Raw genomic sequence first — 15,332 nt, 5'->3', positions numbered from 1 at the left:
CGGGGCGCCGGAAGGGTGGGGCCAAAGGCCGCCTGGATCCGCGTGGGCTCTCCCGGGGTCGCGCTTAATGCGTCTTCCTGACTCTCGCCCGCGTAATCATCTTCTCCGAAACCTCCTCAATCTCCACCAGGTAGTCGAGGATGTAGAAGCTGATATTGCCGTCAGGGATGTTCTCCAGGTATTCCATCGCCAGACCGTTGAAGGTTTTGGGACCATCGGTGGGTAAGTCCCAGTGCAAGGTGCGGTTGATATCGCGAATCGAGGTGCCGCCCTCGATGGAGTACCAGCCGTCGCCACGGGCAATGATCTCCTCGTCTTCGCTGGGTACCGGGCTGGCGGTGAAATCGCCGACGATTTCCTCCAGCAGGTCCTCCAGGGTGACGATGCCCATCACCTCGCCGTACTCGTCCACCACCAGCCCCATGCGGCGCTTTCTCTTCTGGAAGTTCATCAGCAGGGTCGGCAGTGGCGTGGCCTCGGGTACGAAATAGGGCTCGTCGGTAAAGGTCTTCAGCTGCTCGGCACTGAAGGCAGCCGGACCCTCGCGCAGTATCTGCGCAGCCCGGCGCAGGTGCAGGATGCCCACCACCCGGTTGATATCGCCCGCGTATACCGGCAGGCGGGTATAGCTGCTCTCCGCAAGCTGCTGCAGGATCTCATCGCCGGAGTCCTCGAGGTCGATTCCCACCACCTCGTTGCGGGGAATCATGATGTCCTCCACGGTGGCCTGGTCCAGGTCCAGCACATTGAGCAGCATGCCCTTGTGTTTGCTGGGCAGCAGGGCGCCGGACTCGAACACCACGGTGCGCAGCTCTTCCGGGGCCAGGTGCTCGGCCTCGGCCTGCTCCCCGGCCTCAACCCCGACCAGTCGCGCCAGCCCGTTCGAGACACTGCCCACCAGCCACACCGCCGGCGCCAGCAGCCATAGCAGCGGACGCAGCACCAGTGAAGCGGGGAAAGCGACCTTTTCGGGGTGCAGGGCGGCGATGGTTTTCGGTGTAACCTCGGCAAAGATCAGGATCACGATAGTGAGCACTGCTGTCGCATAGAAGACGCCGGCATCCCCGTAGAGTTTGGTAAAGACCACTCCGGCGAGCACCGAGGCGAGGATATTGACCAGGTTGTTGCCGATCAGGATAACACCAATCAGCTTATCCGGCCGGGTCAGCAGCTCCATCGCCCGTTTGGCCCCGCGGTGGCCGCTCTTGGCCTGGTGACGCAGGCGATAGCGGTTCAGCGCCATCATGCTGGTTTCGGAGCTGGAAAAAAACGCGGAAATGACAATCAGCAGAGCCAGCAGGCTGAACAGCAGGCCGGGGGGTATCTCGTTCAATGGTGAGCTCTTGTTATTTGCGAACCGGGATATTGAAACAGAATTTACTGCGCCGCAAGCGCTGCCCGCGGCGCGGGGCACAAATTGCGTCAGCCGCGCTGGAGAATGACCTCGAGCACCAGCTTGCTGCCGAAGTAGCCCAGCATCAGCACGGCGAAGGCCGCCAGGGTCCAGCGCACGGCCGTGTTGCCGCGCCACCCCAGCTTCCAGTGCCCCCACAGGAGTATGCTGTAGAGCACCCACGCCACCAGGGACAGGGTTGTCTTATGCACAAGGTCCTGCTCGAACAGGTTGTCGACGAACAGGAAGCCGGTGACCAGTGACGCGGTCAGCAGCAGCTGGCCAAAGGCCACCAGCCCGAACAGCAGGGATTCCATGGTCTGCAACGGTGGCAGGAACCGGCTGACGCCCCCGGGTTTGTGGTTGTGCAGCTGCTGGTTGAGGTAGTGCAGGTAAATGGCCTGCAGGGTGGCCAGGGTCAGCAGGGAGTAGGCGCTGATGGACAGCAGTGCGTGGAAGCCGATACCGGCGGATAGCTGTTGTCGCGGTGCCACGTTACCCCAGGAGTGCACTGCGGCCAGTTCCGCCATGGCGCCCAGTGGGGCGAGGATCAGGATCAGCAGCGTGAGCGGGTGGCGGCAGGCCAGTACCAGTATCAGCAGGTTCACTACCCAGGCGACCAGGGAAAGCATCGCCAGCAGGTCAAAGCGGTAGCCATCGGCCGCGACCAGGGTGAAGGACAGGGAGGTTGCGTGTGCTGCCAGGGCGCCGGCCAGCAGCACCAGCAGCAGGGGGTTGCGGCTGCGGTGTTGCCGGAAAACCGTCTGTGCAGCCACGGCAGTCGTGGCCAGATAAAGGAGGATAGCCGTCCAGTGGGCGATCGCCGCCATCGATAAATCCGTCTGTCATTATGATAGGGCGGCAGTGTGGCACAGCGCGCCGGTACAGGAAAGCCTGTCCCCACATGGCGGTATTTCTGCTGCAGGGGGTCCTGGGCTATACTGCCGCGCCCCAGACTATATGGAATTGCCCCCGGACGGGCTGATTCTGAGATACCGCACGGGCCGGCCTGACTTGACCGGCCGGTCCAGACAGAGATCGAGACGTACTTATGTTCGACAACCTGAGTGATCGCTTATCGACGGCCCTGAAAAAGGTTACCGGTAAGGCGCGCCTGACGGATGACAACATCCGCGACACACTGCGCGAGGTGCGCAAGGCCCTGCTGGAAGCGGATGTGGCGCTGCCCGTGGTCAAGGCCTTTGTGCAGCAGGTGCGTACTGCTGCCGTGGGCCAGAAAGTCAGTAAATCGCTCAACCCGGGCCAGCAGTTCGTCAAGATCGTGCAGGATGAGCTGGTCAAGGTCATGGGCGAGGCGGCCACGCCACTGAACCTGGCGGTGCAGCCGCCGGCGGTGATCCTGATGGCCGGCCTGCAGGGTGCGGGTAAGACCACGAGTGTGGCCAAGCTGGCCAAGTACCTGCAGGAGCGCGAGAAGAAGAAGGTGATGGTGGTCAGTGCGGACGTCTATCGCCCCGCCGCCATCAACCAGCTGGAGACCCTGGCCGGCGAGGTCGGGGCCCTGTTCCATCCGTCGGCACCGGAAGACAAGCCGCTGGATATCGCGCGCGGCGCCATGGATGCTGCGCGTCGCCAGTTTGCCGATGTGCTGATCGTGGATACCGCCGGCCGCCTGCATATTGATGAGCAGCTTATGGGCGAGATCCGCGAGCTGCACAGCGCGCTGGATCCGGCTGAAACCCTGTTCGTGATTGATGCCATGATCGGCCAGGACGCCGTCAACACCGCCGGCGCCTTCAATGAGGCATTGCCGCTGACTGGTGTGATCCTGACCAAGGCAGACGGTGATGCCCGCGGCGGTGCGGCCCTGTCTGTGCGCCATGTGACTGGTAAGCCGATCAAGTTCATCGGTGTGGGGGAAAAGACCGACGCACTGGAGACTTTCCACCCCGACCGTATCGCCTCCCGCATCCTGGGTATGGGCGATATTCTCTCGCTGATCGAACAGGCCGAGCAGACAATCGACAAAGGCAAGGCCGAGAAGCTGGTCAAAAAGGTGCAGAAAGGCAAGGGTTTCGACTTGGAGGACCTGCGCGACCAGTTGCAGCAGATGCAGAATATGGGCGGCTTTGGTTCCCTGCTGGAGAAGATGCCGGGAATGGGCAATATGGCCCAGATGGCCCAGCAGGCGGATATGGGCAAGGAGTTCAAGCGGATGGATGCCCTCATCAGCTCAATGACCCCTGCCGAGCGCCGCAACCCGGATATTCTCAATGGCTCCCGCAAGCGTCGCATTACCGCCGGTTCCGGCACCCAGATCCAGGACCTGAATCGCCTGCTCAAGCAGCATAAGCAAATGGGCAAGATGATGAAGAAGCTCAAGGGCGGTGGCATGAGCAAGCTGATGCGCGGCATGGGCGGCATGCCTGGCATGGGCGGCGGTGCCGGTGGCGGTATGGGCGGCATGCCCGGTGGCCTGCCTCCCGGTTTCCGCAAGAAGTAGGTAGTCAGTGGCGTTTTTGCTGCCCGGGGAGGGTTCCCCGGGCGCTTCCCCGCGGCGTCAGCGCCCCTGTGCCGGGGGCTGCGGGCGGGTGCGGGAAAAACCTTATCCGACAGCGTGTTAAGCGCTATACAAATATCGGGCGTTACATTAGAATACGCCGCCTTTCAGCCGGGTGAGCTGCCGGCTAGTTGTTGTTGGTGGTCGTCAAACGCGACCACCCAGTGTTGAACTTACAGGAAAGCTACATGGTAACCATTCGTTTGGCTCGTGGCGGTGCTAAGAAGCGCCCGTTTTATCACCTGACTGTGACCGACAGCCGCAAATCCCGCGACGGTCGTTTCATCGAGCGCGTCGGCTTCTTTAACCCGGTCGCCCGCGGTCAGGAAGAGCGCCTGCGCATTGACCGTGAGCGTGTCGATTACTGGGTAAGCCAGGGCGCCCAGGTTTCCGATCGCGTTAACAAGCTGCTGAAAGAATCCGCCTGAACCGGGCCGGTAACTCAGCGAGTGCGCCCGTGACGGAGAACAGATCCCAAACCGGTGAACTGGTCACGGTCGGGCGCATTACCGCCGTCTACGGTGTGCGCGGTTGGGTAAAGGTGCATTCCTTCACCGAGCCGATGGACAATATCCTGCAGTTCCACGACTGGTGGTTGCAGGCCGGGGATGGCTGGGAGCCGTTACAGATCGACGGCGGCCGGCGACACGGCAAGGGCCTGATCGTGCACATCAAGGGTGTGGATGATCGCGACCTGGCCGCCCGTTTCTGCCAGCGCGATATCGCGGTCAGCAGAGCACAGATGCCGTCGCTGGCCGAAGGCGAGTATTACTGGCACCAGCTCGAGGGACTTGCGGTGGTCAGCCGTTTCGGCGGCGCAGAGCAGGACCTGGGCACGGTGGAACGCCTGATGGAGACCGGTGCCAACGATGTGCTGGTGGTCCGCGGGGGCAAGGATGGGCGCGAGCGCCTGATCCCGTTCCTGCCGGGTGAGTTTATTACCGATATCGACCTGGACGCCGGTGTTATCACTGTCGACTGGGATCCGGAATTCTAGCCCCATGACCACCCGGCGAATTGCGCTGGTGAGCATCTTCCCGGAGATGTTTGCCGCCCTGACTGACTACGGTATCAGTGGTCGTGCTGTCAGGGATGGCCTGCTGGAGGTGCGTTGCTGGAATCCGCGGGATTTCACCAGCGACCGGCACCGCACGGTTGACGACCGCCCCTATGGCGGCGGTCCGGGCATGGTGATGCTGGCGGAACCCCTGTACCAGGCGCTGACGGCTGCACGGGAATGGGCAGAGGGGGGCAGTGGCCAGGCTCGCTCGATCTACCTCTCGCCGCAGGGCCGGCCGCTCGACCAGGGCGGTGTCGAGGAGCTCGCCGGCGCCGGCAACCTGGTGTTGCTGGCGGGGCGCTATGAGGGCATCGACGAGCGTATCGTCGAGACCCTGATCGACGAAGAGTGGTCGATCGGTGACTATGTTTTAAGTGGTGGCGAGCTGGCCGCCATGGTGATGGTGGATGCCGTCACACGGCTGATCCCGGGTGCCCTGGGGCACGATCAGTCGGCGGTGGAGGACTCCTTTGCCCAGGGGCTGCTGGACTGCCCGCATTACACCCGCCCCGAGGAATACCGCGGGCGCCCGGTGCCGGAGGTGTTGTTGTCCGGCAACCACGAGAGAATACGGCGTTGGCGCCTCAAGCAGGCACTGGCGCGCACCAGCGAGAGGCGGCCCGACCTGCTTGAGCGCATTGAGCTGACAGGTGAGCAGGCCACACTGCTGGAGGAGATCCGGCGTGAGCAGCATGCCGGAGACGGAGCGGAAGAGAATTGAACACGGGTTCGCGGTATAGCCGTGGATCGCATTGACAGGTCGGGTTCGCCGGGAGGCGAGAGTAATCCGGCAGCCTAGCTGAGAAGCTACATATTAGTATTTGGGAGAAATCCAAATGACCAACAAAATCATCCAGCAGCTGGAACAGGAACAGCTGAAGAGTGAAGTTCCCGCTTTTGCACCGGGCGACACCGTTGTTGTCCAGGTAAAGGTAAAAGAAGGTAACCGCGAGCGCCTGCAGGCGTTTGAAGGCGTGGTGATTGGCAAGCGTAACCGCGGCCTGAACTCCTCCTTCACTGTGCGCAAGGTTTCCCACGGTGTTGGTGTCGAGCGTACTTTCCAGACCCACAGCCCGCTGGTCGACAGCATCAAGGTCAAGCGTCGCGGTGACGTGCGCCAGGCCAAACTGTACTACCTGCGCAACCTGACGGGTAAGGCGGCGCGAATCAAGGAAAAGCTCAACTAAGAGCGCTTTCTCGATACGCAGAAAACCGGGACAACAGTCCCGGTTTTTTTATGCCTGCTCCCCCCGGATTGTCTGGGCGCGGCGCGGGGAGGTGCCGGGTCCACTGGCGCCTGCCGCCAGAAAAAAACCGCCGGGTTGGCCAGGCCGGTATGGTTAAATAGGTCGATGGAATTGTCATCTGAACAGAATCACCTGATCGAGACCTGGCTGGACATGCTCTGGGCCGAGCGCGGTGCCAGCGAGCACACCCGGGCGGCTTATGGCCGCGACCTGAGGGCGTTTGCGGCTGCCAGCCGGACCGGGCTGCTGTCCTGCGGTGGCGCCGACGTCCTGGCCTACCTGGGGCAGCGGCACCGGGAGGGGCGTTCGGCGCGCTCCAGTGCGCGGGCGCTGGCAGCTCTGCGCAGCTTCTACCAGTACTGCCTGCGCCAGGGGTTGGTGCGGGAAGACCCGGTGGCGCTGGTGGAGAACCCCAGGTTGCCCAAACCCCTGCCCAAGTCCCTGTCGGAGGCGGATGTGGAAGCCTTGCTCGAGGCGCCGGACCTCGACAGTGAGATCGGCCTGCGGGACCGGACCATGCTGGAGCTCCTTTATGCATGTGGTCTGCGGGTGACCGAGCTGGTGGAGCTTCGGGTTAGCCAGGTCAACCTGCGCCAGGGCGTGGTGCGGGTCTTCGGCAAGGGGGGCAAGGAGCGGCTGGTGCCCCTGGGCGAGGCTGCGCAGGGCTGGATGCAGCGCTACCTGGGGCAGGTGCGGCCCGGGCTGTTGCCGCCGGGGGAGAGTGATACCTGCTTCCCGGGGCGCAGAGGGCGGCCCATGACCCGCCAGACATTCTGGTACCGGGTCAGGCACTGGGCATCGGTGGCGGGCATTGAGAAGCCGTTGTCGCCCCACACCCTGCGGCATGCGTTCGCCACCCATCTCCTCAATCACGGCGCTGACCTGCGGGTGGTGCAGATGCTGCTGGGTCACAGTGACCTGTCCACGACACAGATTTACACCCATGTGGCCCAGGCGCGGCTCAAGTCGCTGCACCGGGACCACCATCCGCGCGGTTGATGTGCACTTCCTGTCGTTCGTCATGGATTTCCCCATTTCTGTCTCCGGGCGGTGGTATCGGCGCGGTGAATATTGTAAAACGCGCCATGAAGATCGATTGACGCGAAACCATGCCATACTGGCTGGAACCCGGGACGGACGGGTGAGTCGAAGCGAATAATGAGACTGAGGAATTGAGAGAATGACGCTGATAAGAAAGCCGCTGATCCTGGTCGGCGCACTGTTGGGCCTGCTGGTGCAGGGCGCCCAGGCAGAGGTCGAGGCGGATGTGGCCAAGGCCATCAAGGCGAAACTGCAGTCAGCCAATCCCAAGGCCAGCTACGGCGAGGTCAGCGAGAGCCCCATTGCCGGTCTCTATGAAATCGAGGTGGACGGTAACACCACGCTGTATGTGTCGAAAGATGGCAGTCATTTCGTCTACGGCGACCTCTTCCAGGTCAAGACCGGCGAGCTGGTCAACCTGTCCGAGCAGCGCCGCACCAAGCAGCGGGCGCGGGTGATGGAGTCGCTGGATACTGATGACATGATCGTCTTCTCCCCGAAGGGCGAGACCAAGGCGCATGTCTATGTGTTCACCGATGTGGACTGCGGTTACTGCCGGAAGCTGCACCAGGATGTGCCCGAGCTGAACAAGCTCGGCATCGAAGTACGTTACCTGGCCTTCCCGCGGGGCGGCCTGAACTCCCTCGGCTATCGCAAGATTGCGACCGCGTGGTGTGCGGACGACCGCAACAAGACCCTGACCGCGCTCAAGAATCGTGAAAATGTCTCCCTCAAGGTCTGTAATGACAACCCGGTTGCGGAGCAGTACAAGCTGGGCAACGAGGTCATCGATGTCCGCGGCACGCCTACTATTGTGATGCAGGACGGCACCGTGGTGCCCGGGTATGTGCCGCCGGCCACCATGGCCAAGGCGCTGGGAATCTGATTCGACCGGTCCATGCCTTTATGAAGGCGCCCCCCGGTCGCAGCCGGCGGGCGCCTTTTTTGTGCCTGTTGAGTAAGAGGGCGCCAGTTTGGAGACCGGGGGCACTCTTTTAAGTACGCCCCGGGTGTAAGTGCGCCCCAGGCCGGCGACGGAACCCGGCCGTCGCGCAATTTTATTGACAATTTAGCCTGTTTATCAGTAAGGTTGTCGTCCTTTTGTCGATTTGAGAAACACTTATTGCGCTGTTGCCTGGCCCGGCACCGGCAGCCCGCCATCCGTGCGTGGCTCCGGGCTTCATCTCGGGCCGATTGCGCGGAGGGAAGTTGTGAGCGCAACCGTTGAAGAAACCACGTCTGTCACGTCGCTGAAACCTGCCGGAGAGCCCCGCCGCGCCGTACGAATCGGTATTTGCGGCCTGGGTACTGTGGGCAGTGGTACTGTCAATGTCATGGCGCGCAACAGCGAGGCTATTGCCGCGCGCTGTGGGCGGCCGGTGGAGATCGTGCAGATCGGGGCCCGGCGGGATAATCCCGCCTGCGATACCAGCGGCATCAGCATCTCGCGGGAGATATTTGATGTTGCCAGTAATCCGGAAGTGGATGTGCTGGTGGAGCTGATCGGGGGCACGACTGTGGCCCGGGAGCTGGTGCTGGCGGCGGTGGCCAACGGCAAGCACGTGGTGACTGCCAACAAGGCACTGATTGCGGAGCACGGTAACGAGTTGTTTGCCGCGGCGGCGGAGCAGGGCGTCACCATCGCCTACGAGGCGGCGGTGGCCGGTGGTATCCCGATCATCAAGTCGCTGCGCGAGGGCCTGGTGGGTAACCGGATCGAGTGGCTTGCGGGCATTATCAACGGCACCGGTAACTATATCCTGACCGAGATGCGGGAGAAGGGCCGCAGCTTCGAGGAGGCCCTGCGCCAGGCCCAGGAGCTGGGCTATGCAGAGGCGGACCCCACTTTCGACGTCGAGGGCATCGACGCAGCTCACAAGCTGGTGATTATGGCGTCGCTGGCATTCGGCATACCGCTGGCATTCGACAAGGTCTACACCGAGGGCATCAGTGGCGTCTCCAGTGAGGATATCCGCTATGCCGACGAGCTCGGCTACCGTATCAAGCACCTGGGCATCGCGCGGGGTACCGACAAGGGCGTGGAGCTGCGGGTGCATCCCACCCTGATCCCACAGCGGCGCCTGATCGCCAATGTGAACGGGGTGATGAACGCCGTGCTGGTGAGCGGCGACGCCGTGGGGCCGACGCTCTACTACGGTGCCGGTGCCGGCGACGAGGCGACCGCCTCCGCGGTGATCGCGGATATCGTCGATGTGGCCCGGACCCTGGAGTCCCGGCCCGAGGAGCGCGTGCCGCTGGCAGGCGTGACCCGTGACAACCAGGGCAATTCCAGCGTGCTGCCGATGGATGAGGTGGTGACCAGTTACTACCTGCGTATTTCGGCCCACGACAAGCCCGGTGTCATGTCCCAGGTGGCCAGCATCTGCAGCGACCAGGGCATCAGCATCGAGGCCCTGATCCAGCACGAACCGGCCGAGGGCGAGGCGCTGGTGCCGGTGGTTATCCTCACCAGCCGAGCCCGCGAGGCGCGCCTGCGGGAGGCGGTGGCACAGATCGAGGCCCTGGACACGGTCGAGGGTGATGTGGTGCGTATCCGCGTGGAGCCCCTGGGTTGAGACCATCCCACGACGAAATTTCCCGTAAGAGCGGCCCCTGGCCGCGATCCGTACTGGCCATGGCGCTGGCAACCCTGTGGCAAACAGCCTTTTCGGCAATTGTTTGCCACAGGGTCGCCAGCGCCACTCCTTCAATGAATCCTCAAGATTGAATACCGAATAAACCGTGAAATTTATCAGTACCCGTGGCCGCGCGCCGTCCCTGTCTTTTGCCGATACGGTCCTTACCGGTCTTGCCAGTGATGGCGGCCTGTATGTACCGGAAACCCTGCCGCAGTTCTCCCGCGACGAAATCCGCGCGATGGCAGGGCTCGAATATTCCGAGCTGGCATTCCGGATCATCCAGCCGTTTGCCGGCGACGACCTCGCCGACGACGAGCTGCGCGGCATTATTGACCGTGCCTACAGTAAGTTCCGTCACGCTGCCGTGGCTCCGCTGGTGCAGACGGCCGGCAGCGAATGGGTGCTGGAACTGTTCCACGGGCCGACGCTTGCATTCAAGGATTTCGCCCTGCAGTTCCTCGGGCAGTTGTTCGATCATCTGCTGAAGAAACGGGGTGAGCGGGTAGTGGTGATGGGGGCGACCTCCGGCGATACCGGCTCCGCCGCCATCGAGGGCTGTCGCCATTGCGACAATATCGATATTTTTATCCTGCACCCGCACAACCGCGTGTCCGAGGTGCAGCGTCGCCAGATGACCACGGTACTGTCGGACAACGTGTTCAATATCGCGCTCGAAGGCAACTTCGACGATTGCCAGAACATGGTCAAGGCGAGCTTTGCCGATCAGTCCTTTTTGCCGGACGGGCGCCGGCTGGTGGCGGTGAACTCCATCAACTGGGCGCGGATCATGGCCCAGATCGTCTACTACTTCTATGCCGCGCTGAACCTCGGTGCGCCGGAGCGGACGGTGAACTTCTCGGTACCCACCGGCAATTTTGGCGATATCTTTGCCGGCTACCTGGCGCGACAGATGGGCCTGCCCATCGACCAGTTGGTGATTGCCACCAATGCCAACGACATCCTGCACCGCTGTATCAGCGCTAACGACCACTCGCCCCGCGAGCTGGTGCACAGCCTTTCACCGAGCATGGATATCATGGTGTCGAGCAATTTCGAGCGGCTGTTGTTCGATCTCTACCAGCGCGACGGCGAATCCGTGGCCAATCTGCTGGCCGATCGCGGTGCCCCAATGTCCCTTGATGCGGGGGCGCTGGAGCGGGCACGGGAAGTGTTCTCCTCCTGCCGCGTGGACGATGCCCGTACGGTCGAGGTGATCCGGGAAGTTTTCCAGTCCAGCGGTTACCTGCTGGATCCCCATACGGCCATCGGTGTAGAGGCGGCGCGGCAGGTCCGCCACTCGCATAGCCAGCCGATGGTTTGCCTGGCCACCGCGCATCCGGCAAAATTCCCCGATGCGGTGGCCAGGGCGCTGCCGACACAACAGATACCATTGCCGTCCCATATGCAGGACCTGTTCCAGCGCGAGGAGCGCTATAAGGTCCTTCCCAATGACCTGGAGCAGGTTCACCGGTTTATAGCGACGGCCCTGTGACCAGATACATGACCAGCTGAGAAAGAATGATCAAAACAATCCAGCGGCGGCCAGTGGACCTCTCCACTGGCCGTTTTGCTTCTGATGTACCGGAAATTCTCCAGCGCGTGCTGTTGGGCCGCGGCGTAACCAGTGAGGATGCCCTGGAGCACCGTCTGGCGCGGCTTCATTCACCGGATGCCATGCGCGGGGTGCAGGCCGCTGTGGAGCTGCTGGTGGAGGCGGTGCGTTCACAGCAGAAGATCCTTATCGTGGGGGACTTTGATGCCGACGGTGCCACGTCGAGCACCCTGGCGGTGCTCGCCCTGGGGGCCATGGGCGCGCCCTCGGTGGAGTTCCTGGTCCCCAACCGTTTCGATTTCGGTTATGGCCTGACCCCGGAAATCGTCGAGGTGGCGAAGGATTACCAGCCCGATCTGCTGATCACCGTGGACAACGGTATCAGCAGTATCGACGGGGTTGCGGCGGCCCGCGCGGCGGGCATGCAGGTGATAGTGACCGATCACCACCTGCCCGGGAATGAACTCCCGCAGGCGGATGCCATCGTCAACCCGAACCAGCCTGGCTGTGATTTCCCCAGCAAAAGCCTTGCCGGGGTGGGGGTGATCTTTTACCTGCTGAGCCGCGTGCGCACTGCCCTGGTTCATAGTGGCTGGTTTGCCGAGAGCGGTATCGCCGCTCCCAGTATGGCGGACTACCTGGACCTGGTGGCACTGGGCACTGTTGCGGACCTGGTGCCGCTGGACCACAACAACCGCATCCTGGTGCACCAGGGCATCGCCCGTATCCGTGCCGGTCACTGCCGGCCCGGTATTGCCGCGTTGTTGCAGGTCGCGGGCCGCGACCAGCGTCGCCTGTCCACCACCGATATCGGCTTTATACTTGGGCCGCGTATCAATGCTGCGGGACGCCTGGACGATATCAGTACCGGTATCCGCTGCCTGCTGACGCAGGACCCGGAAGAGGCGCGCGAGCTGGCTGCGGAGCTCGATGCGCTGAACCGCGACCGCAAGGCCATCGAGCAGGGGATGCAGCGGGAGGCGTTGGCAGCCCTGGAAAAGGTGCACCTGGACGGTGAGATTCCCTGGAGCCTGTGCCTCTACGACGCCGGCTGGCATCAGGGCGTTGTGGGCATCCTGGCCAGTCGCATCAAGGAAAAATTCCACCGCCCGGTGATCGCCTTCGCCGATGGGGACAACGGCCTGGTAAAGGGATCGGCGCGCTCGATTCCCGGCCTGCATATCCGCGATGCCCTGAGCGATGTGGCGGCTGCACACCCGGACCTGATCAGCAAGTTCGGTGGTCACGCCATGGCTGCCGGACTCAGCCTGCCGGCGGAAAACCTCGACGCTTTCCGCGATGCCTTCGAGGCGGCGGTGCGTGTGCGCCTGGACGAGTCACGCCTGCAGGCAGTGATTGAGTCCGACGGCGAGCTGCGACCCGTCGATTTCTCCCTGCAGACCGCGGCCATGCTGCGTGACTGCGCCCCCTGGGGGCAGGCGTTTCCCGAACCGCTGTTCGACGGTGAGTTCCTCCTGTTGCAGCAGCGCATCGTCGGCGAGCGGCACCTGAAAATGACGGTGGCACCGGTTGCGGACCCGCAGCGGGCCGTCGATGCAATCGCCTTCAATGTGGACACGGACCAGTGGCCCCAGTCGGTGGACCGGGTACGGCTGGCTTACAAGCTGGATATCAACGAGTTTCGCGGCCGCGAGTCCCTGCAATTGCTGGTGGACCACCTGGAGCCGGCCTGAATCCGGCAAGCCTTTTACCGAGTTACCGGGCCGCGTCGACCGCGCCCCCTGTGGATGTACCTGTATGAATCTCAAGCAAGCCCGGGCCGAAGTCCTGCTCCTACTGGCCGCCCTGTTCTGGGGGCTCGCCTTTGTGCCCCAGAAAATCGCCATGGCGCATATCGAGCCGCTGGCCTTCAATGCCTGGCGTTTCTTCCTGGGTGGCCTGTTGCTGGTCCCCATCGTGTACTGGCTGTCGTCCCGCCGGGACCTGCAGCCGGGCGAGGAGGGTGGCCATCGCGTCCACCACACCTGGCGCCGCTGCCTGCCCGGCGGAGCCGTGCTGGGTTTCTGGCTGTTCCTGGGGGCGGCCCTGCAGCAGGCCAGCCTGCTGTACACCACTGCCGGCCGCGCCGGTTTTATCACCGGCTTTTACCTGCTACTGGTGCCTGTCATTGGCCTGTCCCTGGGGCATCGCACCAATCGCTGGACCTGGGCCGGAATCGGGCTGGCGTTGCTGGGCCTTTACTGGCTGGCAGATTTCAGTGAACAGGCCCAGTTGATCGGCGACCTGATGGTGTTTGCCAGCGCGTTCGTGTTTGCGGTGCAGGTGCTCTCCGCCGATCATTTCGTCCGCCGCTACGACGCCCTGCGTCTGGCCTGTATCCAGTTCCTGGTCTGCGGTGTCCTCTCCGGGGTTGCCGCGCTGGTGGTGGAGCAGCCCAGCCTGCAGTCGGCTGTGGACGCCGCCTGGCCGATCGCTTACATGATGGTCTTCTCCACCGCGATCGCCTTCACCTTCCAGTTGCTGGCCCAGCGCCATGCGGCGCCCTCCCACGCCACGGTCATCATGAGCCTGGAGGCGGTATTCGCGCTGGTGGCCGGCTGGCTGTTCCTGAATGAGATGCTTTCCGTGCGGGAACTGCTTGGCTGTGGCCTGATGCTGGCTGGTATGCTGGTCAGCCACTATGGCAATCACACGGGGACACATCACTGACTATGGGGCTGATTGACCTGTCGCTGCTGGCACTGTTTGTGCCGACCTTTTTTGTCGTTTCCATCACACCGGGGATGTGCATGACCCTGGCGCTGACGCTGGGCATGACCGTGGGCGTGCGTCGCACGGCCTGGATGATGCTGGGGGAGCTGGCCGGGGTGGCGCTGGTATCCGTGTCTGCGGTGCTGGGCATTGCGGCCCTGATGCTGAAATACCCCACCGCCTTCACCCTATTCAAGTATGTGAGCGGGGCTTACCTGGCCTGGGTTGGGGTGCAGATGTGGCGTTCCCGCGGGCGGATGGTGATGGTGGCGCCCTCTGAGGCCGGGGAGCAGCCGATTCCCGCGCGCCGGGCCCTGGTGGCGCAGGGGTTCGTTACCGCCGTGGCCAACCCCAAGGGCTGGGCCTTCACCATCGCCCTGTTGCCCCCGTTTATCAACAACAGCCTGCCCCTGGCGCCGCAGCTGGCGGTGCTGGTTGCTATCATTCTGCTGTTGGAAACCCTGTGCATGCTCATCTATGCCGGCGGTGGCCAGACGCTCGGGCGGCTGCTGCAGCGCGGTGAAAATGTCGCGGTAATCAATCGCATTGCCGGCAGCCTGATGCTGGGCGTGGGAGGCTGGCTGGCGTTCGGGTGATGCCGGCGGCCCGGCGGCCCGGCGGTCCGGCGGCCCGGCGATCTGGCGGTCCGACGCATCAGTATCCCGCCCGTTTGCGGGCAGTGACTTTAAGGAGGAAGAGAGCCCATGAAAAACCTACTACTGGTTGTGAGCCTGCTGCTGTTGGCGGCTGGCTGTGCGCCGCGCGAAGAGGAAAAACCCACTCCCGACGATACCAGCGCCGAAAACGGCGGCAATGGCCAGCAGGAAACCGGCGAGATGGAGGCCGTACCGGCGGAAGAGCTGGTGTGGGTCTTCCGCGCCCGCGGCAACCGCCAGTGCGAGAACGGTGGGACAACCCTGGAGCAGAGCACCAGCAGCCTCAGCGCCGCCGGTGTGGATATCCAGGAGTCCCGTTGCGGAACCCGCACCGACCGTATGTATGCCAGCGTCTGCGGCGGCCAGACCGGGGATATCCTGCTGCACCTGGTAGAGAAAACCTCGCTGGATACGGTCCTCCAGCAGGGTTACGACCCCGCCGACAATATCGAGTATCAGCAGGCCAGCTGCCCCGGCAACGGCAACTGAAGCCGGCCCGGTGTACAATGGC

Annotated in this window: 15 protein-coding genes; 13 read left to right on the top strand and 2 right to left on the bottom strand. The window is 63.2% G+C overall.

Translation table 11 applies throughout. From position 1 onward, the window contains the following. Nucleotides 1-64: 64 nt before the first annotated feature. Nucleotides 65-1,333, bottom strand: coding sequence for an HlyC/CorC family transporter (locus LVD11_RS10635; protein WP_237058822.1), 1,269 nt, complete (start codon nt 1,331-1,333; stop codon nt 65-67). Nucleotides 1,334-1,422: 89 nt separating this feature from the next. Then, nucleotides 1,423-2,223, bottom strand: a complete 801-nt coding sequence (locus LVD11_RS10630; protein ID WP_237058820.1) for a cytochrome C assembly family protein — start codon at nt 2,221-2,223, stop codon at nt 1,423-1,425. 221 nt (nt 2,224-2,444) lie between these two features. On the opposite strand from LVD11_RS10630, the gene ffh reads away from it, so the two are divergent. The 13 genes from ffh to LVD11_RS10565 all read left to right on the top strand — a co-directional run bounded on the left by ffh (nt 2,445) and on the right by LVD11_RS10565 (nt 15,310). Continuing rightward, complete coding sequence (ffh, locus tag LVD11_RS10625) at nt 2,445-3,857, top strand: signal recognition particle protein (RefSeq protein ID WP_237058818.1); 1,413 nt, start codon at nt 2,445-2,447, stop codon at nt 3,855-3,857. Between the two features lie 245 nt (nt 3,858-4,102). Further along, nucleotides 4,103-4,342, top strand: coding sequence for a 30S ribosomal protein S16 (gene rpsP, locus LVD11_RS10620; protein ID WP_237058810.1), 240 nt, complete (start codon nt 4,103-4,105; stop codon nt 4,340-4,342). 29 nt (nt 4,343-4,371) lie between these two features. Then, nucleotides 4,372-4,911 (top strand): ribosome maturation factor RimM, encoded by a 540-nt coding sequence (gene rimM / locus LVD11_RS10615; protein ID WP_237058808.1) that lies wholly within the window; start codon nt 4,372-4,374, stop codon nt 4,909-4,911. Nucleotides 4,912-4,915: 4 nt separating this feature from the next. Next, the gene (gene trmD, locus LVD11_RS10610; protein ID WP_237058806.1) at nt 4,916-5,695 is read left to right on the top strand and encodes a tRNA (guanosine(37)-N1)-methyltransferase TrmD; all 780 of its coding nucleotides are present in this window, start codon (nt 4,916-4,918) and stop codon (nt 5,693-5,695) included. Between the two features lie 109 nt (nt 5,696-5,804). Continuing rightward, nucleotides 5,805-6,161: a 50S ribosomal protein L19 gene (rplS, locus tag LVD11_RS10605; RefSeq protein ID WP_439651291.1), complete on the top strand. Its 357-nt coding sequence runs from the start codon at nt 5,805-5,807 to the stop codon at nt 6,159-6,161. Between the two features lie 165 nt (nt 6,162-6,326). Next, a complete protein-coding gene (gene xerD / locus LVD11_RS10600) occupies nt 6,327-7,220 on the top strand; it encodes a site-specific tyrosine recombinase XerD (RefSeq protein ID WP_237058802.1) in 894 nt (297 codons plus the stop codon). Between the two features lie 181 nt (nt 7,221-7,401). Then, nucleotides 7,402-8,148: a DsbC family protein gene (locus LVD11_RS10595; protein ID WP_237058800.1), complete on the top strand. Its 747-nt coding sequence runs from the start codon at nt 7,402-7,404 to the stop codon at nt 8,146-8,148. Between the two features lie 364 nt (nt 8,149-8,512). After that, nucleotides 8,513-9,838 carry a homoserine dehydrogenase gene (locus LVD11_RS10590; protein WP_237059066.1) on the top strand — a complete coding sequence of 442 codons (1,326 nt, stop codon included), beginning with the start codon at nt 8,513-8,515 and terminating at the stop codon, nt 9,836-9,838. Nucleotides 9,839-10,004: 166 nt separating this feature from the next. Continuing rightward, complete coding sequence (thrC, locus tag LVD11_RS10585) at nt 10,005-11,393, top strand: threonine synthase (protein WP_237058797.1); 1,389 nt, start codon at nt 10,005-10,007, stop codon at nt 11,391-11,393. Nucleotides 11,394-11,419: 26 nt separating this feature from the next. Beyond that, nucleotides 11,420-13,147, top strand: coding sequence for a single-stranded-DNA-specific exonuclease RecJ (gene recJ / locus LVD11_RS10580; RefSeq protein ID WP_237058795.1), 1,728 nt, complete (start codon nt 11,420-11,422; stop codon nt 13,145-13,147). A 64-nt stretch (nt 13,148-13,211) separates the two neighbouring features. Beyond that, nucleotides 13,212-14,123: a DMT family transporter gene (locus LVD11_RS10575; RefSeq protein WP_237058793.1), complete on the top strand. Its 912-nt coding sequence runs from the start codon at nt 13,212-13,214 to the stop codon at nt 14,121-14,123. 2 nt (nt 14,124-14,125) lie between these two features. Continuing rightward, on the top strand, nt 14,126-14,761 hold the full coding sequence (locus LVD11_RS10570; RefSeq protein ID WP_237058788.1) for a LysE family translocator: 636 nt from the start codon (nt 14,126-14,128) through the stop codon (nt 14,759-14,761). A 108-nt stretch (nt 14,762-14,869) separates the two neighbouring features. Continuing rightward, a complete protein-coding gene (locus LVD11_RS10565) occupies nt 14,870-15,310 on the top strand; it encodes a hypothetical protein (RefSeq protein ID WP_237058787.1) in 441 nt (146 codons plus the stop codon). The last annotated feature ends 22 nt before the right edge of the window (nt 15,311-15,332 follow it).

Source organism: Microbulbifer sediminum, from assembly GCF_021729035.1.
GTDB lineage: Bacteria > Pseudomonadota > Gammaproteobacteria > Pseudomonadales > Cellvibrionaceae > Microbulbifer > Microbulbifer sediminum.
This window is presented reverse-complemented; position numbering and strand designations above follow the sequence as displayed.